The sequence below is a fragment of the Bradyrhizobium sp. UFLA03-84 genome (genome assembly GCF_002289535.1).
Classification (GTDB): Bacteria; Pseudomonadota; Alphaproteobacteria; order Rhizobiales; family Xanthobacteraceae; genus Bradyrhizobium; species Bradyrhizobium viridifuturi.
The window spans coordinates 32637-57342 of the sequence record NZ_NSJY01000013.1 but is presented as its reverse complement, the minus strand read 5'-3'; the positions used below and the strand labels follow the sequence as shown (position 1 = coordinate 57342).

At 64.6% G+C, this 24706-nt stretch carries 24 protein-coding genes; 16 read left to right on the top strand and 8 right to left on the bottom strand.

Annotated elements, in window-relative coordinates:
• Positions 1 to 62 precede the first annotated feature (62 nt).
• Positions 63 to 239: a hypothetical protein gene (locus CK489_RS41720; RefSeq protein WP_167350153.1), complete on the top strand. Its 177-nt coding sequence runs from the start codon at positions 63 to 65 to the stop codon at positions 237 to 239.
• A gap of 97 nt (positions 240 to 336) precedes the next feature.
• Here the strand turns inward: CK489_RS41720 and CK489_RS14265 are convergent, their stop codons facing one another.
• Together CK489_RS14265 and ykgO are read right to left on the bottom strand one after the other, a co-directional pair.
• Positions 337 to 993: a tetratricopeptide repeat protein gene (locus CK489_RS14265; RefSeq protein ID WP_050628511.1), complete on the bottom strand. Its 657-nt coding sequence runs from the start codon at positions 991 to 993 to the stop codon at positions 337 to 339.
• Between the two features lie 110 nt (positions 994 to 1103).
• Positions 1104 to 1229 (bottom strand): type B 50S ribosomal protein L36, encoded by a 126-nt coding sequence (gene ykgO / locus CK489_RS14260; protein ID WP_002718645.1) that lies wholly within the window; start codon positions 1227 to 1229, stop codon positions 1104 to 1106.
• A 487-nt stretch (positions 1230 to 1716) separates the two neighbouring features.
• Between ykgO and CK489_RS14255 the strand changes: the two genes are divergently transcribed.
• The 4 genes from CK489_RS14255 (at position 1717) to CK489_RS14240 (ending at position 4826) form a co-directional block, all read left to right on the top strand.
• Positions 1717 to 2601, top strand: coding sequence for an amidohydrolase family protein (locus tag CK489_RS14255; protein ID WP_050628510.1), 885 nt, complete (start codon positions 1717 to 1719; stop codon positions 2599 to 2601).
• Between the two features lie 159 nt (positions 2602 to 2760).
• A complete protein-coding gene (locus CK489_RS14250; protein WP_095732706.1) occupies positions 2761 to 3597 on the top strand; it encodes a dienelactone hydrolase family protein in 837 nt (278 codons plus the stop codon).
• Positions 3594 to 4337, top strand: coding sequence for a haloacid dehalogenase type II (locus CK489_RS14245; protein WP_095732705.1), 744 nt, complete (start codon positions 3594 to 3596; stop codon positions 4335 to 4337). The genes CK489_RS14250 and CK489_RS14245 overlap by 4 nt, the downstream gene beginning before the upstream one ends.
• 21 nt (positions 4338 to 4358) lie before the next feature.
• Positions 4359 to 4826, top strand: a complete 468-nt coding sequence (locus tag CK489_RS14240) for a YbaK/EbsC family protein (protein ID WP_095732704.1) — start codon at positions 4359 to 4361, stop codon at positions 4824 to 4826.
• Positions 4827 to 4829: 3 nt separating this feature from the next.
• Here the strand turns inward: CK489_RS14240 and CK489_RS14235 are convergent, their stop codons facing one another.
• The gene (locus CK489_RS14235; protein ID WP_095732703.1) at positions 4830 to 5198 is read right to left on the bottom strand and encodes a hypothetical protein; all 369 of its coding nucleotides are present in this window, start codon (positions 5196 to 5198) and stop codon (positions 4830 to 4832) included.
• Between the two features lie 83 nt (positions 5199 to 5281).
• Between CK489_RS14235 and CK489_RS41335 the strand changes: the two genes are divergently transcribed.
• Positions 5282 to 5446, top strand: a complete 165-nt coding sequence (locus CK489_RS41335) for a hypothetical protein (protein WP_158226444.1) — start codon at positions 5282 to 5284, stop codon at positions 5444 to 5446.
• A gap of 78 nt (positions 5447 to 5524) precedes the next feature.
• Here CK489_RS41335 and CK489_RS14230 read toward each other — a convergent pair whose 3' ends face one another.
• Positions 5525 to 7996, bottom strand: coding sequence for a Nal1-like putative serine protease (locus tag CK489_RS14230; protein ID WP_095732702.1), 2472 nt, complete (start codon positions 7994 to 7996; stop codon positions 5525 to 5527).
• Positions 7997 to 8224: 228 nt separating this feature from the next.
• Entirely contained in the window at positions 8225 to 9139 is a 915-nt protein-coding gene (locus CK489_RS14225; protein WP_095732701.1) for a LysR family transcriptional regulator, read from the bottom strand.
• Positions 9140 to 9255: 116 nt separating this feature from the next.
• Here CK489_RS14225 and CK489_RS14220 point away from each other — a divergent pair, with 116 nt between their 5' ends.
• From CK489_RS14220 to CK489_RS14210, 3 genes are all read left to right on the top strand, one after another.
• Positions 9256 to 9954 (top strand): pirin family protein, encoded by a 699-nt coding sequence (locus CK489_RS14220; protein ID WP_050628507.1) that lies wholly within the window; start codon positions 9256 to 9258, stop codon positions 9952 to 9954.
• A gap of 89 nt (positions 9955 to 10043) precedes the next feature.
• Complete coding sequence (gene wrbA, locus CK489_RS14215) at positions 10044 to 10643, top strand: NAD(P)H:quinone oxidoreductase (protein ID WP_095732700.1); 600 nt, start codon at positions 10044 to 10046, stop codon at positions 10641 to 10643.
• A gap of 162 nt (positions 10644 to 10805) precedes the next feature.
• Positions 10806 to 11753, top strand: a complete 948-nt coding sequence (locus CK489_RS14210) for a DUF5996 family protein (RefSeq protein WP_095732699.1) — start codon at positions 10806 to 10808, stop codon at positions 11751 to 11753.
• 63 nt (positions 11754 to 11816) lie between these two features.
• Here CK489_RS14210 and CK489_RS14205 read toward each other — a convergent pair whose 3' ends face one another.
• Positions 11817 to 12776: a cupin-like domain-containing protein gene (locus CK489_RS14205; protein ID WP_095732698.1), complete on the bottom strand. Its 960-nt coding sequence runs from the start codon at positions 12774 to 12776 to the stop codon at positions 11817 to 11819.
• A gap of 239 nt (positions 12777 to 13015) precedes the next feature.
• Between CK489_RS14205 and CK489_RS14200 the strand changes: the two genes are divergently transcribed.
• Positions 13016 to 14122 carry a glycoside hydrolase family 5 protein gene (locus tag CK489_RS14200; protein ID WP_050628503.1) on the top strand — a complete coding sequence of 369 codons (1107 nt, stop codon included), beginning with the start codon at positions 13016 to 13018 and terminating at the stop codon, positions 14120 to 14122.
• 94 nt (positions 14123 to 14216) lie between these two features.
• Positions 14217 to 15719, top strand: coding sequence for a hypothetical protein (locus CK489_RS14195; protein ID WP_244486143.1), 1503 nt, complete (start codon positions 14217 to 14219; stop codon positions 15717 to 15719).
• A 60-nt stretch (positions 15720 to 15779) separates the two neighbouring features.
• Here CK489_RS14195 and CK489_RS14190 read toward each other — a convergent pair whose 3' ends face one another.
• Positions 15780 to 16379: a 3-keto-disaccharide hydrolase gene (locus CK489_RS14190; RefSeq protein WP_050628502.1), complete on the bottom strand. Its 600-nt coding sequence runs from the start codon at positions 16377 to 16379 to the stop codon at positions 15780 to 15782.
• A 220-nt stretch (positions 16380 to 16599) separates the two neighbouring features.
• On the opposite strand from CK489_RS14190, the gene CK489_RS14185 reads away from it, so the two are divergent.
• The 3 genes from CK489_RS14185 (at position 16600) to CK489_RS14175 (ending at position 17773) form a co-directional block, all read left to right on the top strand.
• Positions 16600 to 17070, top strand: a complete 471-nt coding sequence (locus CK489_RS14185) for a cupin domain-containing protein (protein WP_245321422.1) — start codon at positions 16600 to 16602, stop codon at positions 17068 to 17070.
• A gap of 65 nt (positions 17071 to 17135) precedes the next feature.
• Positions 17136 to 17375: a DUF2171 domain-containing protein gene (locus CK489_RS14180; protein ID WP_050403738.1), complete on the top strand. Its 240-nt coding sequence runs from the start codon at positions 17136 to 17138 to the stop codon at positions 17373 to 17375.
• Between the two features lie 56 nt (positions 17376 to 17431).
• The gene (locus CK489_RS14175; protein WP_050628501.1) at positions 17432 to 17773 is read left to right on the top strand and encodes a hypothetical protein; all 342 of its coding nucleotides are present in this window, start codon (positions 17432 to 17434) and stop codon (positions 17771 to 17773) included.
• On the opposite strand, the gene CK489_RS14170 is transcribed toward CK489_RS14175, so the two are convergent.
• Entirely contained in the window at positions 17747 to 21862 is a 4116-nt protein-coding gene (locus CK489_RS14170) for a bifunctional diguanylate cyclase/phosphodiesterase (protein ID WP_095732697.1), read from the bottom strand. The genes CK489_RS14175 and CK489_RS14170 overlap by 27 nt on opposite strands.
• Before the next feature lie 402 nt (positions 21863 to 22264).
• Between CK489_RS14170 and CK489_RS14165 the strand changes: the two genes are divergently transcribed.
• Both CK489_RS14165 and CK489_RS14160 read left to right on the top strand, forming a co-directional pair.
• Positions 22265 to 23317, top strand: coding sequence for an Ldh family oxidoreductase (locus tag CK489_RS14165; RefSeq protein WP_095732696.1), 1053 nt, complete (start codon positions 22265 to 22267; stop codon positions 23315 to 23317).
• Between the two features lie 24 nt (positions 23318 to 23341).
• The gene (locus tag CK489_RS14160; RefSeq protein WP_095732695.1) at positions 23342 to 24706 is read left to right on the top strand and encodes an LLM class flavin-dependent oxidoreductase; all 1365 of its coding nucleotides are present in this window, start codon (positions 23342 to 23344) and stop codon (positions 24704 to 24706) included.

Genomic DNA, 24706 nt, shown 5'->3' with positions numbered 1-24706 from the left:
CAAGGTTCACGGGAACCCGCGTCCGCACGACGAGTTCAACGGGAAGTAATCGGAGGAGTACCATGATTTCCGACCCTAGCGATGCGGCCATCGACCAGATCGTGGCGAGTTGCAATGGCGACCTGCGCGGCGCCCTGAAGGCGTTGTTGCTCGTGAATGAGCACCTGGAGGCGGAGCTTCAGCAATTCTATGCTGCCATCGCCCAGGACAGCGCGTCCCGCGGCAAGTTCCTGCATTAGTCTCCTGCGCCGGACCGTACCGCGAGCAGGCATCAAGCTCGCGCTAACGTGCCCATTCGCGTCCATCGGACCGCGATCGCGATCAATCGTAGGCAAATCAGATGTCGCGGCCTTCGACCTTCTCGGTCAGCTGCTTGACGATCTGCGGCACCTTCTCGAGGTAGGGGTCGACCGCTAGCGCCTTGCGGAAGGCGTCCAGCGCGCGCTTGTCGTCGCCCATGTCCTGCATGATCATGCCGACACCCGCCAGCGCGCCGAAATGGCGGGGCTCACGGGTCAGCACCTGCTGCAGATCTCCCAGCGAACGAACGTAGTCGTTCTTCAGGTAGTAGATCGTCGCACGCCGGTTCCAGGCCTCGACATAATCGGGCCGCAGCTTGATCACCGCGTCCAGCAGCTTCAGCGCGACATCGACATTCTGGGCGTCGAGCGCAGCCTTGGCGCGCACCATCAGCAACGCCGCGGTATCGCTCGGGGTTTGCAGCCACAGCGCCCAGATCCGCGCCTCGACGTGGCGGGCGCTATCTTCATCGGGCGCAGCCTTCAGGGCGCCGAACAGGAAATCCAGTCCGCGAGTACGGTCGGCCGGAACCTTCGGCAGCTTGGTCGGAGCTTCGGGTAGCTTCTTCTGAGCTTTCGGCGGCGGGATCACCCGCGGATCGTCCTGCGCGGCGGCGGCGACAGGCATGGCCAGCAGCGCGGCGATCAGGATCGCCAGCCGGCGGTTGGTCGGGCCAAAGAAGTTTAATCCCATGGCCGAAGTCTAGACGCACAAAGCCGCACTGCAAAGCAGCGCGGCATCAAAGACCTGTGAAAGAGACGTATTGGGACTGGGACCGGCGCAACACGCCGATCCGCGTGCAATCAACCCTGGCGCGCTTTGAAGCGGCGCTGGACCTTGTTGATCACGTAGACGCGGCCCTTGCGGCGGACCAGACGGTTGTTGCGATGGCGGCCGCGCAGCGACTTCAGCGAGTTACGGACCTTCATGGGACAATCCTGTTACTTCGAAAGGCCCGTGTTGGAGGCCGTACCTGATCAATGCCAACACTCGGGCAAGCCATACCAGGCTAGCCAAAAGTTGGCCAAATGGGATTTATCCCGACAAGCGGCCTGCCGCGCGGGACGGCCGGGTTCTAAGCCATCGGACCGTTAAATGTCAACCGAGATGGGCCGATTTTCGGCCCTATCCCGGCCTAGACCCCACCTCCGCCACTCGTCCATACCATTGAGATCGCTTCGGAAACGGCGACCGCAGCGATTGTCGCGCCGCGGCTTGTCCCGCCCGCACACCCTGACGGCGGCCGCAAGACCGGCGAATCGGGCCTGCGCGCGGGCCCGGACCGATCCCTGTATGCTTCCCATCCGAACCAGGAGCCGTCGGCAACCTCGCGCCCATCAACCAGACCGCTTGCGAAAATCGTTATATCATATAATTATTTTCCATCACCAACAAACGCGCCGCCGGGGAAGCCGAATGCCCAAGCTCAAACTGCCCGACATCGAAAAGGTCACAGCGATCGACATCCACACCCATGCCGAGGAGCCGTGCGGCATGCATGGCGACGACGGCTATGACGACTTCCAGGCGCAGATGGCCGACTACTTCAAGTCGCCGCACAAGCATCCGCCGACCGTGCCGGAGACCGCGGCCTATTACCGCGCCAAGAACATCGCCGCGGTGATCTTCCCGGTCGATGCCGAACGCGAGACCGGCTTCCGCCGCTACAACAATCTCGAAATGCTCGAGGTCGCATCCGATCATCTCGACGTCCTGATCCCGTTCGTCTCGATCGACCCGCACAAGGGCAAGCTCGGCGTCCGCGAGGCGCGCAGGCTGATCGAGGACTACGGCGTTCGCGGCTTCAAATTCCACCCGACCATGCAGGGCTTCTACGCCAACGACCGGATGGCCTATCCGCTCTACGAAGCGATCAATGACGGCGGCGCGATCGCGCTGTTTCATACCGGCCAGACCGGCGTCGGATCCGGCATGCCGGGCGGCATGGGGATGCGGCTGAAATATTCCAACCCGATGTACATGGACGACGTCGCGGCGGATTTTCCCGACCTCAAGATCATCCTCGCGCATCCCTCCTTCCCCTGGCAGGAAGAGGCGCTGTCGGTCGCGACCCACAAGCCGAACGTCTATATCGACCTCTCCGGCTGGTCGCCGAAATATTTCCCGCCGATCCTGGTGCGCTACATCAACTCGATCCTGCAGGACAAGATGCTGTTCGGCTCCGACTGGCCTGTCATCACGCCGGACCGCTGGCTCGCCGATTTTGCAAAGCTCGACATTCGCGAGGAGATCCGGCCGAAGGTTTTGAAGGCCAACGCGCGGAAGATTTTGGGGATCTAAGCACGGTCCAACTGCGAAGCGGGTTTCCCCCGCGACAAGCGCGAAGCGTCTGCGCGGAGACCATGGTCAAACAAAAAGAGATGAGATCATGATGCGATTCCGTAGAAGCGCGTCATGATCTGACGGAGTATCATCGTCGGCAAGCTTCGGAGGTGGTTCATGACCAGCTTCACCGGACTTGCCCTCGCCGCACTCATCCTCTGGAGCTTCGGCTCGCTCGCTGCGCGGGCGGCCGATCATGCGCCGCGCCTCGTCGAATTCGAAAGCCCGCTGGCGGGACCCCAGGCATTGCAGGGCTTTCTGCGCGTGCCCGATGGTCCGGGTCCCTCGCCCGCAGTCGTGCTGATGCACGGCTGCGGCGGCGGTTGGTGGGGGGTCGACGAGCGCTGGGGCAAGCGGCTCGCCGAATGGGGCTATGTCGCCCTGACGATCGACCGCTTCGGAACGCGCGGCATCACGAGCGCGTGCACCGGCGGACTGCCGCCGTCGACATTGTATGATGCGTACCGCGCGCTCGACTATCTTGTCGGACAGCCGTCGGTCGACCCGAGCCGGGTGGCCGTGCTGGGATTTTCCCAGGGCGCGACACTGGCGCTGCTCGCGGTGGAGCGCGGCCAGATCGAAAGCTCATCGAAGGACAAATTTCGCGCTGCGATCGGCTTCTATCCGCTATGCGGTGGGGTCAAGGGCAACATGACGGTGCCGACGCTGATCCTGGTCGGCGAGCTCGACGACTGGGCGCCCGCGATCGCGTGCCGCAACCTTGCCGAGGGCCGTGACGACTGGGGCATGGCGCGCGAGAAGGACAAGGGAATCCCGATCGCGATCACCGTCTATCCCGGCGCCCATCATGATTTCGACGTCCCGCGCTACAGCACTCCCGCGCAGCAGCTCGGTCATCACCTCGAATTCAACGAGGCGGCCCGCGACCAATCCGTCGACGCCTTGCGGAAATTCCTGTATTCGACGATCGGCGGGCAAGAGAGACCACAATGACAATCAAAGCAATCGTCTTCGACGCCTACGGTACGCTCTACGACGTGCAGTCGGTGGCCGATGTCACCGAGGATGCATTCCCCGGTTATGGCGACATCATCACGCAGGTCTGGCGCCTCAAGCAGCTCGAATATTCCTGGCTGCGCACGCTGATGCGGCGCTACCAGGACTTTGCCACGGCGACCCGCGACTCCCTCGCCTACACGCTGCGCTGCCTCGGCCTGCAATATGACGAGGCGACCTTTGGGCGCATCATCGACAAGTATCAGCATCTGGCGCTGTATCCGGATGCCGTCGCGGCGCTCGAGGCGATGAAGGACAAGAAGCTCGCGATCCTCTCCAACGGCAGCCCTGACATGCTGAACGCGCTGGTGCGCAATTCGGGGCTCGACCGTCTGCTCGATGCGACCATCAGCGTCGATGCCCACAAGGTGTTCAAGCCGGCGCCGGAGGCCTACACGCTGATCGAGGAGGTGTTGAAAGTGCCGCCCGCGGAGGTGCTGTTCATCTCCTCCAATCCGTGGGACGCCTGCGGCGCCAAGGCGTTTGGACTCAGTGTCGCCTGGATCGAGCGGGTAACACCGGAAGCGATGGCGCTGGCCTGCGTCGAGAGCGAGACGGTTGCCCCATTGACGATGTTCAAGGCGCTGCGTACCCAGATGGACGAGCTCGGCGTCATGCCCGATCACCGGATCCATGGTCTCTCCGAGCTTCCTGCCCTGGTGTCTGCCAAATCCTGACTAGCAAGAGTCCTGAACTTCATGAGCATCGAGTCCGTCCGTGCCTTCTTCGCCGAGAAGGCGCCCGATATCTCCGTGATCGAATCCACCACAAGCTCCGCGACCGTCGTGCTGGCGGCGGAGGCCTATGGCGTCGAGCCGGCGCGGATCGCCAAGACGCTGAGCCTGCGGATCGGCGACCGCGTGGTGCTGATCGTCGCCGCAGGAACGTCGCGGATGGACAACAAGAAGGTGAAGGCAGCGTTCGGCGGCAAGCCGAAGATGCTCGGCCTCGACGAAGTCGCCGAGATCACCGGCCACGAGGTCGGCGGTGTCTGCCCGTTCGGGCTGAAGACGCCGCTGCCGGTCTATTGCGATGTGTCGCTCAAGGCATTCGACATCGTGGTGCCGGCCGCGGGTTCGACCCACAGCGCGGTCCGCATCACGCCCGACAGGATGGCGGAGCTGACCGCGGCCGAGTGGGTCGATGTCTGCGAAGTCAGGCCCTGAGGGTTAATCCTCATCATCGGGCGCCGGCCGCGGCGGTGCGACCGGGGCCGGCTGGATCTGCTGCGGCGCGCGCGGCCGTTGCTGCATCTCGTGGTGCTGCAATGCGCGCCCCTGGGTTTGCGGCTGCTGCGCGCTGGCATTGGACTCGAATACCGCTCGGCAGCCGCTGGAAAGTTGCGGTGTGTTCTGCCGCAGGCAGGCGACAATCCGGTTGGTGTCGGGAATCTGGTCGCCGCAGAGTCGCCACACATCCGGCGTGCACGCCATCTGCTGTTCCCAGGTTCCGCGATACTCCTGCGACAGCGCAGGAGCTGCGGCAGCGAGGCCGCCGATCGCGATCGCTATGCTCAGAACAATCCGCTGCGTCTGCATGCCCGGTGCCCTTGTTCGATTTGAGTTCGATTCGATCCGCGCAACCGCGGGGTTCCGCGCGGCGATTTGCTTCAGGCTGGCAAATGAATGCGGCCAAGGATCGTTGCAAGGAACGAGGTTGCGGACAACTAAATGTGAAGGCACACGGCTCAGGTTCCCTACTCGACCTGCCGATCTTCTTCACCGCCGCGATCAACCGCGCGCTGTCGTCTGCAACAAATTTTGAAAACTCCGGCACAGCCGCATGACTGCGAACGAACTGCGGCGTCGAAGGTCTCGATCACCTTCGACGCCGCTACGACCTCGGCCGTCGCTACGCGCAGATCCTAATGCTTGCGCGACGGCTTGTGTGTCTTTGCGACCGACCGCTTCCTGGCTGCACCGCGCTTGGTCGCGGTTTTCTTGCTGGCGGCCGCGCGGCGGAGCGGAGTGGCCGCAGCCGGACGTTTGCGCGCGACGGCCTTCTTTGGCGCTCTCCTGGCCGTACTCTCGGCCGTATTCTTGGCCTTATTCCTGGTCGTGCTCTTAGCCGCCTTTTTGGCTGCCTTGTTTGCGGCTGGCGGGCGCGCGCCGCGTGCGATTGTCGCACTCCGGCGCCGCGCTCCGCTTCCGCCGGCCGGCACGATGTGGTCGTCGGCGTCCAGCGTGAGCTGCTGAAGCTGATACGCCGGCAGGAAGCTCGGATCGTTGTAGAGCTTGCTCAGGCTGCCCTGATCGAACTTGCCGCCCTGCCCGCGATCTTCACCCGAGCCGGCGCGCCATGCCGCTTCCCAGACTCTCGCAAGTGTCTTGGCACCGTCCTGCATGCAGGCCGCGGTGGCATCCTTCAGCTTCGACCACATCACGTCGACCTGGCCGCTTCCCATGTGCGAGTTGAACAGGTTGACGATCGTCATCGGCGGCAGCCGCTTCACCGTGCGCTGCATCAGCGCGACCACGGCGACTGCGGCATCGCGGCCGGTCGGGGTTGCGCCCGGCGCGATCTCCGCGACGTCGCTGGTCTTGGCGTCAGGGATCATCTTGATGAGATCCTTGCCGTGACGGCCGATCATCGTGGTCTCGTACACGCTGTGCACCTTGGCGTGCTTCTTGTCGTTCGGATCGAGACCGTGGTGGAATTGCGAAATGTGCAGCGGCTGGCAGGCATCGCCGATGTAATGCGCGACGATGCCCGCGGCGCAGACGAACTCCAGCTTCTTGTTGGCGACGGCGTACCCGACCATCTCGTCGAAGATCTGCCAGACCCGGAACGGCAGCGCGCCGCGCCGGTCCTCGCCGATCCCGTCGTAATAGTCGTTCCAGACTTTCGGATCGACGTTGCGCGTCGATTCGGTACAGAGATCGAGCAGCGTCTTGCCGTCCTTGCCCGGCTTGTCCATGTCGGCGAAATGGTTGCTTTCGTCGGTGTGCCGGGTGAAGCGCCAGACCAGGTCGGCAACGTCGGCGAGCGGCGCGAACGTGCCGTGCTGATACGGCTTGAGGTCGGCAAGCAGCTTGTCGTCGAGGCCGATATTGTCGGAATTGGCGTCCATCATGGCCGAGAGCTTGGGAAGCTTCGCATCGATCAGGGCGGTCGCGTAGGCGCCGATCTTGACGTGTCCCCATTCGCCCCAATACTCGGTGTGGCCGGCGTTCCAGTCGCCGATCAGCTCGACATCGAGCTCGCGACACAGCGTCGCCATGCAGATGCCGAGCGCAACCTGCATCGGGACCTTGCCGCCTGACCCGAACAATTCCTGGCCGCCCCATTCGAGCGCCAGCGGGCTGAGGATGCGCGCACCGCTGGCGTTCCTCTTCGCGTCCGGGTCGTCGAGAAACCAGACCGTGCCGGAATCGCCGGGATAATTGTTGAGCGGCGTGTCGCCGTCGCGCGGGCCGATTACGAAGTCGCTGACATATTCCATGCCGCCGACGGTCTTGTAGCGATAGAACAGGCCGATGATCTTGCCCTTCATCAGTCCGCTGGTCGCGCCGAAGGCGATCAGCGGCTGGTTGATGATCTCGAGGCGGAAGGTGCCGACGTTGAGATCGACGACGTCACCGACCTGGCCGACACCATAGACCTGCGCGGTCCAGCCCTTGATGTCGTCGACGCGGATCAGTCCCGCATCGAGATTGGCCACCACCCGCGAACCGGGCCAACCGGGATAGACGTCGCTGAAGGCGCGCTTGCCGAGTTGCAGCGCATCGCTGACGCCGAGGCGCCGGTTGGTGTTCTTGAAGCCGGCGAAGATCTCGCGCCCGGCCGCGCCGACCACGTGGCGGTTGGAGAGTGCGAACACGGTCTCGCCATTGGTGACGAGGCAGCCGATCGAGCCGCGATGGATCTTGCCCTGGATCATGGTCTGGACCGGGAAGCCGCCGCCAACCAGATCGCTCTTGAATATCGGCGGATCGACGACGCCGGGGCTGCCCTCGTTCGGATCGACCTTGACGACGCAGGTCGGCACGACGCGACCATCAGGCAGATACAGGAACGGCGGCACCAGCTGGTCCTGCTTTTCTGGATGGTTCTTCAGCTCGGAGCGCTTCATCCAGTCGCGGACGAAGACGAGGATGCAGGGCCACGACCAGTCCTTGACCGACGAGTTGAACAGCGTGCGCGGTCCGAGCGCCTGCGGCTTGGAATGATGCCGCCGCTCCGTCGCGTTGCGGTCGTTGTCGCGGATCAGATAACGGCCGATCGCCGTGGCGTAGACCGATTGCAGATGGGCCAGATGCACGTGATAGGCCTCGCGGGCATCGAGCAGATCCTTCACCGACAATGACGTGAAATCATGCTTGGTCAGATCAATCATCTGGTTCCTCCGAAAATGTGCTTTGCGGCAACAGGTTCGGGATGAAGAGATAGACGATCGCGCCTGCCCACGATCATGGGTTAGTTCACACAATCTATACAATTTAAAAGGGATGACACGAATGTGACGGCTCACGCAGCGTTGAGCCATCGCGCGGGATTCCGTGGTCTCCGCCGAGCGCGGCCGTTGCGCTGCACGCGGCCCGCTATTTGCGCTGCGCGTGGCTCTCTACTTGCGCTGCGCGCGGCCCTTGGCGAAATGCTTGGCGAGGAAATCCGCCAACACCTCGACGCGGGCGGGCCGCGGGCCACCGGGCGGCGTGACGAGATGCACGGCGCCCTCGGGCTGCTTCCAGCCCTTCAGGATCACCTCGACCTCGCCGCGCGCGATCGCATCGCCGACGATGAAGTCGGGCAGATCGGCGATGCCGAGACCGGCGAGCAGCGCGGGTATCACGGCCTCACCATTGTTGACGCGCAGCTGGCCGGCCGGACGCACGCTCGCCTGCTCGCCCGATGCGTTGGTGTAGTGCCAGACGCCCTGGGTCGAGAGATAGGCGTAACCGAAGCATTTGTGCTCGGCGAGGTGCATCGGATGGGTCGGCCGCCCATAGCGCTTCAGGTAGGACGGCGCCGCCACGGTGTAGCGCGGCATGCCGCACAGCCGCCGCGCGATCAGCGAGGAGTCAGGCAGCCGCGCGATGCGCAGTCCCGCATCAAAGCCTTCACCGATCAGGTCGACGGTGGCGTCGCTCAGATGCAGGTCGATCGCGACCTCCGGATAGGCCTCCATGAATTCCGGCAGCAGCGGCGCCACGGTCTTGATGCCGAAGCTCATCGGCACCGCGAGCCGCACCAGGCCGCGCGGCGTGGTCGATTGCGCCAGCGCCTCGTTCTCCGCGGCTTCGCCATCGGCCAGCAGCCGCGCGGCGCGCTCGGACAATTTCTGCCCGGCATCGGTCAGCGCCAGCCGCCGCGAGGTGCGGTTGAACAGCCGCGCGCCGAGCCGCTCCTCGAGCCGGCTGACTGCCTTCGACACCGTCGCCTTGGACAGCGAGAGTTCGGTCGCGGCGGCCGCAAACGACCGCAATTCCACGACTTTTGCGAAGATCGCGAGCGCCTCGAAGTCCGGCAGTTTCGACATGGCATCGGTCCATTTTGGAAACAATGAGTTTCAATAGTTTCTATTTCTATACCACAGCCGGCGGCATATCCAAGAGGCCAACGAGATCGAAACCAACGCATCGAACGGAGTACACCATGATCGAACTGAAACCATTCGCGAAGCTGGGCGGTGCCGACCACGGCTGGCTGAAGGCCAAGCACCACTTCTCGTTCGCGAGCTACTACGATCCCGCCAATGTCAGCCACGGCGCCTTGCGGGTGTGGAACGACGACGAGATCGCGCCCAATTCCGGCTTCCCGGCGCATCCGCATGCCAACATGGAGATCATCACCTATGTTCGCGAAGGCGCGATCACGCATCAGGACTCGCTCGGCAACAAGGGACGCACCGAAGCCGGCGACGTGCAGGTAATGAGCGCCGGCAGCGGCATCCGTCACTCCGAATACAATCTGGAGCCCTCCAAGACCAAGATCTTCCAGATCTGGATCGAGCCGACGACGCAAGGCGGTCAGCCGACCTGGGGTTCGAAGCCGTTCCCGAAGGCGAACCGCTCCGGCAAGCTCGTCACCATCGCCTCCGGTATCGACGGCGACGAAGATGCACTGCCGATCCGGGCCAATGCGCGGGTGCTCGCCACCACGCTGAAGGCCGGTGAGAGCGCTGAATATTCCGCCGACAAGGCCCGTCACCTCTATCTGGTGCCTGCGGCCGGCAGCGTCGAGGTCAACGGCGTGCGCGTCAATACGCGCGACGGTGCCGCGATCCGCGACGAGGCCACGCTGAGAATCACCGCGCTCGAGGACGCCGAGCTCGTGCTGGTCGACGCGGCGTAATCACCCCTCATCCTGCATGCGCGGACAGACGTCCGCGCATGCACCTCCCCCAATCATCTCCCCACACTCAGCCCCAAAAGGAGGCCATCATGGCCAAGGTTCTCGTTCTCTATTACTCCGCCTACGGTCACATCGAAGCAATGGCGAATGCCGTCGCGGAAGGCGCACGCGAAGCCGGCGCCAGCGTCGACATCAAGCGCGTGCCCGAGCTGGTGCCGGCCGAGGTCGCGAAGGCGTCGTACTACAAGCTCGACCAGGCCGCGCCGATCGCCACGATCGACGACCTCGCCAATTACGATGCTGTGATCGTCGGCACCGGCACCCGCTTCGGCCGCATGGCCTCGCAGATGGCCAACTTCCTCGACCAGGCCGGCGGGCTCTGGGCCAGGGGCGCACTGAACGGCAAGGTCGGGGGCGCCTTCACTTCGAGCGCGACCCAGCATGGGGGGCAAGAGACCACGCTGTTCTCGATCATCACCAACCTGCTGCATTTCGGCATGACCGTGGTCGGCCTCAACTATGGCTTTGCTGGCCAGATGAAGCTCGACGAGGTTACCGGCGGTGCGCCGTATGGCGCGACCACGATCACCGGCGGCGACGGCAGTCGCCAGCCGAGCGAAAACGAACTTGCCGGCGCCCGCTATCAGGGCCGCGCGATCGCGGAGACTGCGAAGAAGCTGCACGGCTGAGCCTTACGTTGGGTTTCGCACCCGACCGAATGACGATGCGATAGGGCGGCACTCCCTGACGACTGCCGCCCTATATGCTCCGACGCGACGGTTCCCGAGATCATCGGCGCCATTTTCGTGATATGCCGCAGGGCTCCTGTCGGCACAGCCCTGAGGTTTGCCATGACCAACGCACAGAAGACCCGCTGGCCGGAGCTGCCGACCGCGGCGTGGCGCGACAGCTGCGCCACGCTCCAGCTCTTCACCCAGATCGCCGGCAAGATCAGGCTGGCGAAGTCGCCATGGCTCAATCACTCCTGGCACGTCACGCTCTATGTCACGGCGCGCGGGCTGACGACCTCGCCGATCCCCGACGGCGACCGCACGTTCCAGATCGACTTCGACTTTGCCGATCACATGCTCCGCATCTCGACCAGCGACGGCACCGAACGGCAATTCGCGCTGGCGGGACAATCGGTCGCGAGCTTCTATGCGGCGATCATGACCAATCTGAACGAACTCGGAATCGACGTCACCATTGACGAGATACCGAACGAAGTCGCCGACCCGATCCCGTTCTCGAAGGACACGCAGCACGCCTCATACGACGCGGATGCCGTGCGCCGGTTTCACCAGATCCTGGTGAACTGCGATCGCGTGTTCAAGCAGTTCCGAACCGGATTTCTCGGCAAGGCGAGCCCGGTGCATTTTTTCTGGGGCAGCTTTGATCTCGCGGTGACGCGCTTCTCCGGCAGGACGGGACCGCGACATCCCGGCGGCGTGCCCCATTTGCCCGACGAAGTGGCGCACGAGGCCTATTCGCACGAGGTCAGCAGCGCCGGCTTCTGGCCGGGCGGCGGCGCGATCGATTATCCCGCATTCTATTCCTACGCCTATCCGGAACCCGCGGGCTATCGCAGCACGCCGGTGCGGCCCGATGCTGCATTCTTCAGCGAGGCACTCGGTGAATTCATCCTGCCCTACGACGCGGTGCGGCTGGCCGCAGACCCGGACAAGGCGCTGCTCGAATTCCTGCAATCGAGCTATGAGGCAGCCGCCATCAACGCGAACTGGGACCGTGCCGCGCTGGAATGCACACCGGGCGAGCCGGGTGTCGTCCGGGCGATCTAGCGCCGGTTTCTCAACCGCTGTCGTCAAGACCGTCATTCCAGCACCTGCAACCGGCAAGTTCGCTTACGCCGCCTCGAGCGCCGCCTTGGGCGGGTCTTTGGGCAGGTCGACGATCTTGCCGAGATTGCTCTCGTCGAGGCGGAAGTCGATGGTCCGCCGCACGGCGCGCTCGCGCTTCACCCATTTGCCGTCGCGCAGCAGCTTCTGCATGACCTGCTTGGCGAAGAAGACCGGGCCGCGGATGCTTCGGCTGCGCGGCGTGTAGCCGAAGCGATGACGCAGCGTGCCGTTGGCGCGATGCAGGATCCGGGCGCGGCGGATGTCGTCGTTCACATAGGAGATCGTCATCGAGATGTTGACCGTGTCGAGGTTCTCGACGCGATGCGGCGCATTGAGCGGCCAGTTCAGCATCTGGCCTGGCGCGAGATCGATCACCTGCGCATGCCAGTCGTACCAGGGCTCGTACGGGATATCGACCTCGACGTCGAACAACGCGATGTTCTCCAGATGCTCCGGCCGGATGAACGGCTGCGTGCCGGGATAGATGTAGACCCGCTTGCGGCCGGCGATCTGCACCAGGCCCTGCCCCGGCAGATCCGCGTGGTAATGGACCTGCGCATCGGCCGACGAGATCAGGATGCCGGCCTGATGGGTCGGCGCATCGAAGCCGGGCACCCTGGCTGCAATCTCGCCGAACATCCGATCGATCATGTCGCGGTAGCGCCGGTCGATCGCAGTGACGTTGCGCAGGTTCAGCCACAGGCCGCCGCGCGAGACCGCCTCAACCACCTGATGGCCGCGCAGCCCGCCGATCTCGCCCTCGCGCCAGACCCGGCTCGATCCCGTGGCGCTGGTCTTGACCAGGCTGTAATGCTCGCGCGGATAGTGCTCGATCAGCTTCGCGAGCTCGTCCATCGAGAACGCCGGCTGCCGGTGCATGGTGTGCTCGAGCCGGATCGGCCGACGGCTCCAGAGCCTGGAATGGTTGTCATCCCAATTCGTGAAGATCCTGCCTGTCGTCATGGTCGCGCTCCTGGCTGCGCCATTTCGCTTCAACCGATGTCCCGTTCCGGGACGAGCGGGCTGCTCTTGAGCAGGGATTGGCAAGAACGATGCCGTCGCGTATGCGCGCGGGGTTACGCAACGCTAATGTCTCGCCGATAAGGCTAACCGCGACGTTTCCGCAGCCGGCCACCATGGCCGACAGGACCGAATGACCAAACCACGTCGCCGCTGCAACATGACCGCGAGTTGATCGTCCAATGACCCGGCTATCGATCCCCGCCATTATCGCCGCCGGATCCATTCTGCTGTCGGTCGCCGCGCGGGCCTGCCCTGCCTTGATCGAAGGCGTTCCCGCGGACCGGCTCGCGGCCTTGTCGCGCGGCGTCAATGCCGACGGCTGGATCGCCTTTCCGGAGGCGGCGCCGCCGCGCAGCCTGCTGCTCGACCTGCGCAAGGCCGGCCTGACCCACATCCGGTTGCCGGTGCCGGCCGACTTCGTGATGCCGCGCTTCGCTACCAAGGCGGAGATCGACGCCCGTCTGCAAACCGTCGATAGCGCGCTGAAGACCCTGCTCGGGCTCGGCTATTCCGTGTCGATCGACCTGCATTCGGGCCGGTACTTCAACGCGCTGCACAAGGACGATCCGCCCGGCGCGATGACCGAAATGAAAAGCGCCTGGACCGCGCTGGCGCGGGTCATGCAGCGCTACCCGTCCGATCGCGTCTTTGCGGAACTGCTGAACGAGCCGGAGGTCGATGCCGCGCAATGGCAAGGCGAAGCCCGGGAGCTGGCCGGCTTCATTCGCCAATTGCTGCCGCAGACCACGCTGATCACGGGTCCGGTCAATTGGCAGCGCGCGGACTCGCTGCCCGGCTTCACGCCGCTCGACGATCCGAATGTCGTCTATGCCATCCACTTCTACGATCCGATGGTGTTCACCCATCAGGGCCATTGGGATCCGAACGAGCCGCTCCACGACGTCGTCGGATTGCCCTATCCGGCCCGCGCCGACGATCCCAGGGTTCAACAACTGCGGGAACAACTGACCGCGCTGAACAGGCCGAAGGCGCTTGCGATGGTCGATCGCGCCATCCCCGACCGTGGCATCGACAAATGGCTCGAACCTGCGGCCGCCTGGCAGCGGCAGTACTCACGCCCGATCATCATCAACGAGTTCGGGGTGCTCAAGGCCGGCGCGCCGCGCGACAGCCGGTTGCGCTGGCTCGCCGGCGTCACGGCCTACGCCCGGCAGCAATGCTGGGGCTGGACCCATTGGGAGATGTCGCAGGGCTTTGGCCTGGCCGACGCCGTCACCGGCAAGGCCGACCAAGGGGTGCTCAAGGCGCTGCTCGGAACCCGCTAGCGCCGTCTGGTTAACCCGTTTTTACACAATGCGCGGCTAGATCGACGATGCGGTGTGGCGTGGCCACACGTCCGGTCATCTTAGGTCAGAGCCCGTGCAAGCAGAGACAGCCCCGCGGCCGCTGTTGGCCGGCGACTTGCTTCCGGCACTCGGCATCGCCGTGGCATCGATCGCCTTCGCGCCGATCATGCAGGCGGCCAATGCGGGGCTTGCGATCGTCGTCGAAAGCCTGATCGGCTGCGCCATCGTGCTCGCGGCGCCGGCCTACGCGCCGTCGATCGCAGTCTTCATCATCTTCTTCCAGAACCTGTTCGTCTCGATCCTGTCATCCTACATGACGACCGAACAGGAGATGGATTTCGTCAAGGGCTACAATTTCCTCATCTGCGCCGTCATGTGGCTGGTGACGCTGGCGCTGTATGTGCTGCGCGAGCGCAAGCATTCCCCCGATGTCGACCGGATCATGACATGGGGGCTGATGACCCTCGCGGTCGTGACGGGGTATTTTCTGCTCGGTGCCACGCAGGATTCGCATGCGGCGCTCGTCTATCTGCGCAACATTGCGTTTCCGATCTTTCTGTTTCAGCTGTCGCTGCTGACCGCCGCAAGCTTCGAGATCCGCGTCACGCCGTTCCTGGTGGCCGTCGCCGCGCTGCTGATCGTCTGCGGATATGTCGAACTGATGTTCCGCGATTTCTGGCTCACCATCACCAATGGCTACACGTTCTGGCACTTCGACGAGCTCAAGGCGACCCGCTCCGGAGCCTGGGAAGCCGAGATGCGTCAAACCGGCAACGTCCCGGTGGATCTGATCGACCGCTTCCGCTTCAGTTTTCTCAACAGCCCGCTGTTCGAGGACCTCGGTCTTTCGTCGATGATGCGCATCTTCGGACCGAACATGAGCCCGATCAGCTTCGCCTACGGGATCGGCTTCTCGATCCTGTTCCTGTTCGCGGTCGGGTATCGCTGGTTGGCGCTGGCCGCGATCCCGCTGCTGATCTGCTGCAGCGTAAAGGGCGCGCTCATCCTGGTGATCTTCGTTGCCCTGGCCTGGACCTCGACCTGGCTGTTCGGCGCGACCGTCACGCTGGCCGTCGCGCTCGTCGGACTCGTGGGTTACGCCATCGTTGCGATCTATATCGGACTCCAGATCGGCGACTTCCACGTGATCGGCTTCATGGGCGGATGGGATGGCTTTCGGCAGAACCCGATCGGCCGCGGGCTCGGCGTCGGCGGCAATCTGTCCGAAGGCTACTTCTCGATCGACTGGAACGCCGCGCAGGCGGCCGGCACGATGGACGGCGCGGTGGAAAGCGCGGTCGGCGTGCTGCTCTACCAGATGGGCATCGGCGCACTGGTGCCGCTCGGCTTCTTCCTTGCGATGGCGCTGAAGGCCTGGCGCCTCTACGCCTCGTCCGGAATCCTGATCCAGGGGCTCGCCGCGTTCGGCACGATGGTCGTGCTGGTGAACGGCATTTTCCAGGAGGAGGCGCTGTTTGCCCCGCCGGCGCTCGGCCTGTTGCTCTGCCTGACCGGGCTCGTGATCGGCCATCATTTGCGTACGCAAGGCGCCGATCCGAAGTCCGCCGGCCGATAGCCCACGCCACGCCGCAAAGCCCGGCCGCGACGCGGCCGGGCTCCTCTCGACCTTGCGCGGTCAGAGCGGCTTGATCTGCACCTTGCGGAACTTGACCACGCCCGAACCATACTGGAGCGCGACGTAGCCGCTGGCATGCTTGGAGTCCTGCGCATCGACGGTCTTCTGGCCGTTCAGCGTCACGACGAAATGCGGCCCCAGCGCGGTGATCTCGTAGACGTTCCACTTGCCGGCCGCCTTCGGCATCGGATCGACCTTGCCGACATCGACGATCGCGCCGGTGCCGTAGGTCGGGTCCGGCCGCTTGTCGAAGATGTTGACTTCGTAGCAGACCTTGGAATCGATCGTCTTGTTGCCTTCGCAGCGAATGAAGACGCCGCTATTGGCCTCCTCGTCGGTCCAGAACTCGGCACGGATCTGGAAATCCTTGTATTGGGTCTTGCTGACGAGATAGGAGAGATCCTTCCCGTCGAGCTTGTCGGCGACCAGCGCGCCGTCCTTCATCGCCCAATTGGCCTTGCCAACCTCGTCCCAGTCGCCCTTCTTGGTGCTGTCGAGCAGCGTGACCCAGCCGTCGTCCCCCGATGCAGTGGTGGAGAATTGCAGCGCGGCCCCACCGATCACAAGTCCCGCCGTCAGTATCGACAGATGCTTCTTCAAGGTTATCCTCCCGTCTTTTGGTTGGCGCGCAACCTATCATTGTCTGCAGCGGCGTAAATCCGTTTTTGATATTGCAACTGCGTTGTGTCACGCGCCGCTGACGCAATCTTGAGGTCAGACATGCGTGGACGCGTCTTGTCCTGCGGAAGCGGGAGCGACTAGCATCATGCGACATACGGGCGCAGCCGAATGCCCGAACGAATTAAACTCGGAGGATGCGATGGCGGCCTCGAACCGGTCCTGGCGATACCTGATGATGCCGCTGGTGTTTGCCGGCACGCTGAGCGTCAGCTCCGCGGCCGAGCTCAATCCGGCCGCCGTCACCTACAAATTGCCGGACCAGATTCCCTGGAGCCCCGTCGACGCGCGCGGCGCGCAGAATGCCGTCGTGGTCGGCGATCCCTCGAAGCCCGGCTTCTACATGGTCTACACCAAATGGACCAAGGGCAATCACTTCAGCCGGCCGCACTTCCATCCCAACGACCGCTACATCGTCGTCTTGAAGGGCACCTGGTGGGTGGGCTCGGGTCCGAAATTCGACCCCGATCACGGCACCGTGGCGATGCCGGCCGGAAGCTTCGTCACCCATTTCGGCAAGCAGGTGCACTGGGACGGCGCCAAGGACGAGGATGCCGTGTTGCTGATCATGGGCGAAGGTCCGGCCACCGCGACAGAAGTCGAGCAGAAATAGCCGATAGCAACCTTCGTCTCCACACGGCGTTTCATCCCCTCATCATCATGACGAGGAGATAACGCATGGCAACAGCAGCCGACATTCGGGAACATATGGACGTGATCTCGTCGGACAAGAAGACGGTCGGCAAGGTCGACCACATGGAAGGCACCGACAAGATCAAGCTGACCAAGCAAAGCTCGCCCGACGGTCAGCACCACCATTTCATTCCGCTGTCCTGGGTCGATCATGTCGACCAGCACGTCCACCTCAACAAATCGGGCTCCGACGTCACGGCGCATTGGCAGCACGGCCGCCAATAGCCACGTTGCACGAGGTCCGTGCGATGCTATCATCTCGGCTCAACGAAGGGCCTCCGATGCATCCCGCCGCCAAGCTGCAATTTGCCCGCATCGCCGACGAGTTCGCGCGCTGGCGCGCCATCCCGGAGCCGGAACGGCCGCCGGCGCCGGCGTGGTGGTGGGGACCGGCGTTCGAGCTGCGCGATGCCGTCGGCCCGCTGCCATCGAACTGGTGCCGTCAGCTCCGCCTGCCTGACGGCGCGAGCTTTGCCGACGGCACCCGCGTGCTGCGCCAGACGCTGGCCGGCCAGACCATGCTGCCCTGGCCCTACGATTTCTCACGCAAGGTCGCATCCACCGATTCCGACGTGCGCGACCTGCCGGTGCAGCCGTCAGACGACAGCGCGTTTCCGCCCTAGATCCAGTCCGGTCTCGCTGATCGCCTCACCGTCCAGCGACGGCTGCAACGGCGGTGACATCAGCACCGGCGATGTCTTCAACAGCTCGGCGAGGTCGCGCGGCGGCAGCGGCCGGCTGAACAGGAAGCCCTGCATCTCGTCACAGGCATGCGCGCGCAGGAACTCCTGCTGCTCGGAGGTCTCGACGCCCTCGGCCACGATGGTCATGCCCAGCGCCTTGCCCATCGAGATGATCGCCTGCGCGATCGCGACGTCCTCGGAATCATCCGGCAGATCGCGCACGAAGGAACGATCGATCTTGATGGTGTCGATCGGGAACTGCTTCATCAGCGACATCGACGAATAGCCGGTGCCAAAATCGTCGATCGCGAGGCGTATGCCGCGATTCTGGATCGCATCGAGCACCCGGACCGCGCGCGTCACGTTGCGCATCACCATGCTCTCGGTGACCTCGAGCTGCAGCAGTGCCGGCGACATGCCACTCGCCGCCAGCGCCTCGTCGATATCGTCGAGCAGGCGCGGATCGCCGAACTGCCGCGGCGAAAGGTTGACCGCCATGGTCACCGCCTTGAGGCCGCGGTGCTGCCACGCCATGTTCTGCGCGCAGGCTTCCTTCAGCACCCAGCGGCCGATCGGCACGATCAGCCCGATCTCCTCGGCGAGCGGAATGAACTGCCCCGGCGACACCTTGCCGAGCTCGGGATGGGTCCAGCGCAGCAGCGCCTCGACGCCGCTGATCTCGCCGCTCGCCATGTCGACCTTGGGCTGATAGTCGAGCGAGAACTGCTCGCGCTCCAGCGCACGGCGCAGCGCGCTCTCCATGGTCAGGCGCTCGATCGACTGCGCCCTGACCTCGTTGGAGAAGAAGCGGAAGCCGTTCTTGCCGTCTTCCTTGGCAAGATACATCGCCATGTCGGCGTTCTTGGTCAGTGTCTGCACGTCGGAGCCGTCGATCGGATACATCGCGATGCCGATCGACGCCGTGGTGTGGCACTCGTGCCCGCTGATCGTCAGCGGCTGGCTGAGCGAGATCAGGAGATCCCCGGCGATGCGCTCGACGTCGCCTCGCTCGGCGGTTTCCTCCAGGATGACCACGAACTCGTCGCCACCGAGCCGCGCGACCACGTCGCTCGCGCGCAACGACCCGCGCAGCCGCTCGGCGATCGCCACCAGCAGCATGTCGCCGGCGTCGTGACCGAGCGAGTCGTTGATGATCTTGAAGCGATCGAGATCGATGAACAGCACCGCGAGCTGCCGGCGATGGCGATCCGCCGCCGAAATCGCGTGACGCAGCATCTCATTGAACGTCTCGCGGTTCGGCAGATTGGTCAGGCTGTCGTGCGAGGCAAGATATTCGATGCGCTCGTCGGCCTTGTGCTTCTCGTCGGCGCGGTCGAAGCTTTCGAGCGCGAATGCCAGATTGTCGGCGAGCCGCTGCAACAGCTCGGCGAACTCCGGCGTGAACGTGTCCTTCTCGATCGCGACGAAGATCATGACGCCGACCACCCGCCCGCTGACGATCAGCGGAAACGACGCACCGGACTTGGTTCCGTCGAGGCGGGCCCGCTCGTGGAAAGCTGTGGTCTCGGCATCGGCAAAATAGTCGTTGATGATGCAGGCCTTGCCTGAGCGGAACGCCCTGCCGCAGGCGCCGCGGCCCTCCGGGTGCGCCTCGTTGACCGAGAGCGTCACCTGGCTCGCGCCCTCGGCTGCCGGGCCTGCGATGGCGACGATCCGCAGATAATCGCTGCCGGGCCGCGCCAGCGCGATGGTGGTCGAGGTGAATTTGCCGCCGGTCGCTGCCGCCTCGGAGACCAATTGATAGAGCTCGGCGCGGGACTTCGCCCGCATGATCGCCTCATTGGTCGCGCTCAGCGCCGCGAACATCCGCGACAGCCGCTCCTTCTGCTCGTCGGCCCTCGCCTTTTCATCGGCCCGGTCGAAATTGGCGAGCGCAAACGACACGTTCTCGGCGAGCCGCTGCAACAGCGCCATCATCTCCGGACTGAAGGTGCCGAATTCGCTGGACAGGAACACCAGCGCGCCGATCGCCTCGCCGTTCTTGAGCAACGGCAGCGCCGCGCCGGACTTGCTGCCGCTGTCGCGAACGACCGGATAGACATGCGATTCAGGGCCGAAGTCGCTGAGATAATCGTTGCTGATGCAGGGCCTGCGGGTACGGATCGCAACGCCGGTCAGCGTCTGTCCCTCCGGGCGCGTCGCATCGGCCGACAACTGGACCTCGCGGGCGCGGACCCGGTCAGGGCCGGAGGCCGCCACGTTCTCCAGGAAGGCCTCGCCGGGACGTACCAGGCGGATCGTCGCCGAGATGAACTGGCCGCCGACCGCCGCAGCATCGCAAACCAGATCGAACAGCTCGCTGCGGGACTTCGCCCGCATGATCGCTTCGTTGGTCGCGCTCAGAGCCGCGAACATGCGCCGCAGCCGTTCCTTCTGCTCCTCGGTACGCGCCTTCTCGTCGGCGCGATCGAAGCTGCCGAGCGCGTAGGAGACGTTGTCGGCGAGCCGTTGCAGCAGCTCGGCGAATTCCGCGGAGAAGGTGTTGCGCTTGGCGGAGATGAACAGCATCACGCCGACCGGCTCGTCGTCGACGATCAACGGAAATGCCGCGCCCGACCGTGCGTCCTCGCGGTCGATGACGTCGCGGAACGGGCTGTTGGCGACATCGCCCATGAAATCGTTGTTGATGCAGGCGCGCCGCGAGCGGAACGCCCTGCCGCAGACGCCGCGCCCTTCGGCCCGCGCCTCGCTGCGCGAGACGTTGAGGCGGCGTGCATTCTCGGCAGTCGGACCTGCGACCGCCATCATCTCCATGAAATCGTCGCCGGGCTTCGCGATCAGGATGCTGGTGGAGTTGAACCCGCCGCCATGCGCCGCCGCGGCGCAGACCAGCTCGAACATCTCGAGCCGCGACCGCGCCCGCATGATCGCCTCGTTGGTCGCGCTCAGCGCCGCGAACATCCGCGACAGCCGCTCGCGTTCGGCGTCGGCCCTGGCCTTCTCGGTGGCGCGGCCGAAATTGTCGAGCGCAACAGAAACGTTCTCGGCGATCCCCGCCAGCAGCGCGATGATCTCCTCGTCGCGCGCCCAGGAATTGCCGGTGAAGAAGATCAGGACGCCGATGCTGTTGCCGAACCGGGTGAGCGGCAGCGCCACGCAAGCCATCAAGCCGCTGCCGCGCATCGGTGTCTGCGACGGGCTCGTCGATATCGGAATGTCGTGCTCGACGCACGGCCGCTGAGTCCGGAACGCCTCGCCGCAGATGCCCTTGCCGTAGACGTTGTCCGGATCGGTCGAGAAACGCGTCTGCGTGATCAGCTCGATCGCCTCGCCGGTGCCGGCGACGGGCTCGAGCCAATGTGTGTCGGGCTCGGCCAGCAGCACCACCGTGGCGAAAGATTTGCCGCTGAACACCGCGGCATCGCACACCCGCTGATAGAGATCGTGCTCGGTCTTGGCGCGAAGGATCGCCTCGTTGGTCGCGCTGATCGCACCGAACATGCGGTTGAGCCGGCGCATCGCCCGCTCGCCGCTCTTGCGCGACGCCTCATGGTCGAAATTGTCGAGCGCGTAGGACACGTTCGCCGCCATGCGTTCCAGCAGCGACACGATCTCCTCGCCGAGCGAGTCGACCTCGCACCTGGTTACCATGAAGACGCCGACGCTGCGCCCGCCACAGACCAGCGGCATCGCCGCCGCCGCGCCGACGCCGGCCGCCGCGAGGCCGCTGCGCCAGGCCGCCGAACGGGCGTCGTTGATATAGTCGTTGCTGACGCAGGCGTTCTGGTCGCGAAACGCCTGCCCGGCGACGCCCTCGCCTTCCGGCAGATTGGCGATTGTGGAAATGGTGATGCTGCGCAGGCGCGCGACATCGTCGCCGCAGCCGGCTGCGAATGTCAGCAGACCGGTATCCGGCTCCAGCAAGAAGACGGTCGCGGCCAGGAAGCTCCCGCTCGAGAACGCGGCTTCGCAGACCTTTCCGTACAGTTCTTCTGGTGATTTTGCGTACAGGATCGCTTCGTTGGTGGCATTCAATGCCGCGAATGTACGCCCGATGCTCGACTGCACGATTCCTGAAGGCCCCGCGGCCACCCCCTTCAATCCGGGACGGAACATTGCCCGCGATAGGCCTAAGTGGTGGTTAGCGTATCCGGCAAGTTGCACGACAAAGTAAACGGCTGACGAACGCGGACGGCCGTTTTCCGGGATATTACGGACGCCGGTGTGCCAGCCTGAGGCGGAGGATTGCGGGGCCCGGATCCCGGGCCTGCCTGGGCCGTCCGAGCCGCCAAATTCCGCATCGCGACCGCGCCCGTTCCACTCGGTGAAATCTCGGCCCGGAGCACCCAGCTGGCGGTATGGCGGACCGGATTTTCTGCGCTTGCTCGCACCTCGGCGCTTTGAGAGCATGCGGCTGACAACAGCAAGCAAGACCCGCTCATCATGCGGGCGGACCGCGAGGAAAATCCCATGCCGATCGTCCAGGCCGACCGTCTCACGCGCATCGGCGCGGCGCTGCTGAAGGGCGCCGGCGCATCGGAGGAGGAGGCGAGCGCAGTCGCCTCCGGCTGCGTCAACGCCAACCTCGCCGGCCATGACTCCCACGGCGTGATCGCAATCCCGACCTATATCGACCGGATCAAGGCCGGCCACATCGTGCCTGGCGCGAAATGGACCGTGGTGCAGGAGACGCCGACAACCACCGTGATCGACGGTCATTGGGGCTTCGGCTTCCACGTCAATGCCAAGGCGATGGAGATGACCATCAACAAGGCAAAGACCGCCAATGTCGCCGCCTGCACCGTGTTCCGGCAGAGCCATGTCGGGCGGCTGGCGCACTATCCGCTGATGGCGATGCGCGAGGGCATGATCGGGATTGCGGCCGCCGATTCCGGCCGCTCGCCGAAACATGTCGCGCCGTTCGGCGGCCGCGAGGCCCGGCTCGGCACCAACCCGCTCTCGATCGCGGTGCCCTCCGATCTCGAGGCGCCGTTCTATCTGGACATGGCGACCTCGGCGGTCGCAGCCGGCAAGATCCAGCTCGCGGTGGCGCGCGGCGAGCAGATCCCGAAGGGCTGGATCATCGATGCCGAGGGGCGCGACACCACCGACCCCAGGGATTATCGCAAGGGCGGCGCGCTGCTGCCGCTCGGCGGCAGCGAGGGCTACAAGGGAAGCGGCCTTGCCGCGATGGTCGAGGTGCTGTGCGGCCTGTTGACCGGCCTCGGCTTTGGTGTCGAGCCGACCGGCCGGCACAACGACGGCTGCTTCATGGCGGCGTTCAACGTCGCTGCGTTCCGGCCGCTCAAGGATTTCAAGAAGGAAGTCGCCGACTTCGCCCGCTATTTGAAATCGACGCCGCCCTCGGAAGGGAGCCGCGGCGTGTTCTATCCGGGCGAGATCGAACATCTGCGCGAGCAACAGCGGCGCAAGGACGGCATCGAGATCGAGGATGCGACCTGGGACAAGCTGAAGGCGCTCGCCGCCGACTACAAGCTGACCGACCAGCTCGATCTTCGCTGAACCATCCGAGCACAGGAGAACGACATGACACGGCAAATGGCGCTGGTTGGCTTTTTGCAGGCGCAGAACTGCACCAACCTGCCGAGCTCCTGGCGCCACCCGGACTCGCGCGATGACTCGATGTCCGCCGACTATTACCAGGAAATCGCGCGCATCCTGGAGCGCGGCAAGTTCCACATGGCGTTCTTCGACGACCGCCTCGCAATGCCCGACCGCTATGGCAACGATCACGCCCATACCGTCGAATACGGCATCCGCTGCGTGAAGATGGACCCGATCGTGGTGCTGACAACGATGGGCATGGTCACCACCAAGCTCGGCCTGGCCTCGACCGCATCCACCACCTATTTCGAGCCGTTCGACGTCGCCCGTCGCTTCGCTACGCTCGATTTGATGACAGGTGGCCGCGCCGCCTGGAACGTGGTGACGTCGGTCAATGACGGCGAAGCGCTCAACATGGGCCGCGAGCAACATCTCGAGCACGATCTCCGCTACGACCGCGCCGACGAGTTCATGGAGGTAGTGCTCGGCCACTGGGACGCCTGGGAAGACGGCTCGCTGGTGATCGACAAGACAAGCGGCCGCTTCGCCGATCCGACCAAGGTGAAACGGCTCGACCACAAGGGGCAGTTCTTCACCTCACGCGGGCCGTTCACGGTGCCGCGCTCGGCGCAGGGCCATCCCGTCGTGATCCAGGCCGGCGCTTCCGGCCGCGGCCAGCGCTTTGCCGGGCGCTGGGGCGAGGTGATCTTCACCGCGGCGCGCAACCTCGCCAACGCCAAGCAGGGCTATGACGCGATCCGGGGCGAAGCTGCCAAGGCCGGCCGCGATCCCGACCAGATGTTCCTCTGCAACCTGATCACGCCGGTCACCGGCGCGACCAAGGCCGAGGCCGAGGACCGGATGGCGGTGATCCAGAAGCTGCCGCTCGAGATCGACGCGCTGTCGCTGCTCGCCGAAGGCCTCAACTTCGATTTCGGTGCCAAGGGGATCGACGAGCCGCTGACAACAGAGGAATTGCAGGGCATGCAGGGCATGCTCGGAATCCGCGACGGCGTGCTGCGCACCTCCGGCAAGACCAATCCATCGACCCGCGACTTCATCACCTTCTCCGGCCGCGGTCAGGTGCAGGACGCGATGGTCGGCGGCCCCAAGGAGATCGCTGACCGGCTCGAGGAAATGTTCGAGGGCCGCGGCTGCGACGGCTTCGTCGTCGCAGCGAGCTACGTGCCGGGCTCCTACGCCGACTTCGTCGATCACGTGGTGCCGGAGCTGCAGAAGCGCGGCCTGTTCCACAAGGACTACGCCGGCACGACGCTGCGGGAAAATCTCGGGCTCAAGCGCCCCGCCGCGGGCGCCTGGAAGACGCGCGCACAGGCCGCGGAATAG

Coding starts and splice junctions, on each gene's coding strand:
- CK489_RS41720 (WP_167350153.1), top strand. CDS start 63: ATGATTTCCGACCCTAGCGATGCGGCCATCGACCAGATCGTGGCGAGT.
- CK489_RS14265 (WP_050628511.1), bottom strand. CDS start 993: ATGGGATTAAACTTCTTTGGCCCGACCAACCGCCGGCTGGCGATCCTG.
- ykgO (WP_002718645.1), bottom strand. CDS start 1,229: ATGAAGGTCCGTAACTCGCTGAAGTCGCTGCGCGGCCGCCATCGCAAC.
- CK489_RS14255 (WP_050628510.1), top strand. CDS start 1,717: ATGCCCAAGCTCAAACTGCCCGACATCGAAAAGGTCACAGCGATCGAC.
- CK489_RS14250 (WP_095732706.1), top strand. CDS start 2,761: ATGACCAGCTTCACCGGACTTGCCCTCGCCGCACTCATCCTCTGGAGC.
- CK489_RS14245 (WP_095732705.1), top strand. CDS start 3,594: ATGACAATCAAAGCAATCGTCTTCGACGCCTACGGTACGCTCTACGAC.
- CK489_RS14240 (WP_095732704.1), top strand. CDS start 4,359: ATGAGCATCGAGTCCGTCCGTGCCTTCTTCGCCGAGAAGGCGCCCGAT.
- CK489_RS14235 (WP_095732703.1), bottom strand. CDS start 5,198: ATGCAGACGCAGCGGATTGTTCTGAGCATAGCGATCGCGATCGGCGGC.
- CK489_RS41335 (WP_158226444.1), top strand. CDS start 5,282: ATGAATGCGGCCAAGGATCGTTGCAAGGAACGAGGTTGCGGACAACTA.
- CK489_RS14230 (WP_095732702.1), bottom strand. CDS start 7,996: ATGATTGATCTGACCAAGCATGATTTCACGTCATTGTCGGTGAAGGAT.
- CK489_RS14225 (WP_095732701.1), bottom strand. CDS start 9,139: ATGTCGAAACTGCCGGACTTCGAGGCGCTCGCGATCTTCGCAAAAGTC.
- CK489_RS14220 (WP_050628507.1), top strand. CDS start 9,256: ATGATCGAACTGAAACCATTCGCGAAGCTGGGCGGTGCCGACCACGGC.
- wrbA (WP_095732700.1), top strand. CDS start 10,044: ATGGCCAAGGTTCTCGTTCTCTATTACTCCGCCTACGGTCACATCGAA.
- CK489_RS14210 (WP_095732699.1), top strand. CDS start 10,806: ATGACCAACGCACAGAAGACCCGCTGGCCGGAGCTGCCGACCGCGGCG.
- CK489_RS14205 (WP_095732698.1), bottom strand. CDS start 12,776: ATGACGACAGGCAGGATCTTCACGAATTGGGATGACAACCATTCCAGG.
- CK489_RS14200 (WP_050628503.1), top strand. CDS start 13,016: ATGACCCGGCTATCGATCCCCGCCATTATCGCCGCCGGATCCATTCTG.
- CK489_RS14185 (WP_245321422.1), top strand. CDS start 16,600: ATGGCGGCCTCGAACCGGTCCTGGCGATACCTGATGATGCCGCTGGTG.
- CK489_RS14180 (WP_050403738.1), top strand. CDS start 17,136: ATGGCAACAGCAGCCGACATTCGGGAACATATGGACGTGATCTCGTCG.
- CK489_RS14175 (WP_050628501.1), top strand. CDS start 17,432: ATGCATCCCGCCGCCAAGCTGCAATTTGCCCGCATCGCCGACGAGTTC.
- CK489_RS14165 (WP_095732696.1), top strand. CDS start 22,265: ATGCCGATCGTCCAGGCCGACCGTCTCACGCGCATCGGCGCGGCGCTG.
- CK489_RS14160 (WP_095732695.1), top strand. CDS start 23,342: ATGACACGGCAAATGGCGCTGGTTGGCTTTTTGCAGGCGCAGAACTGC.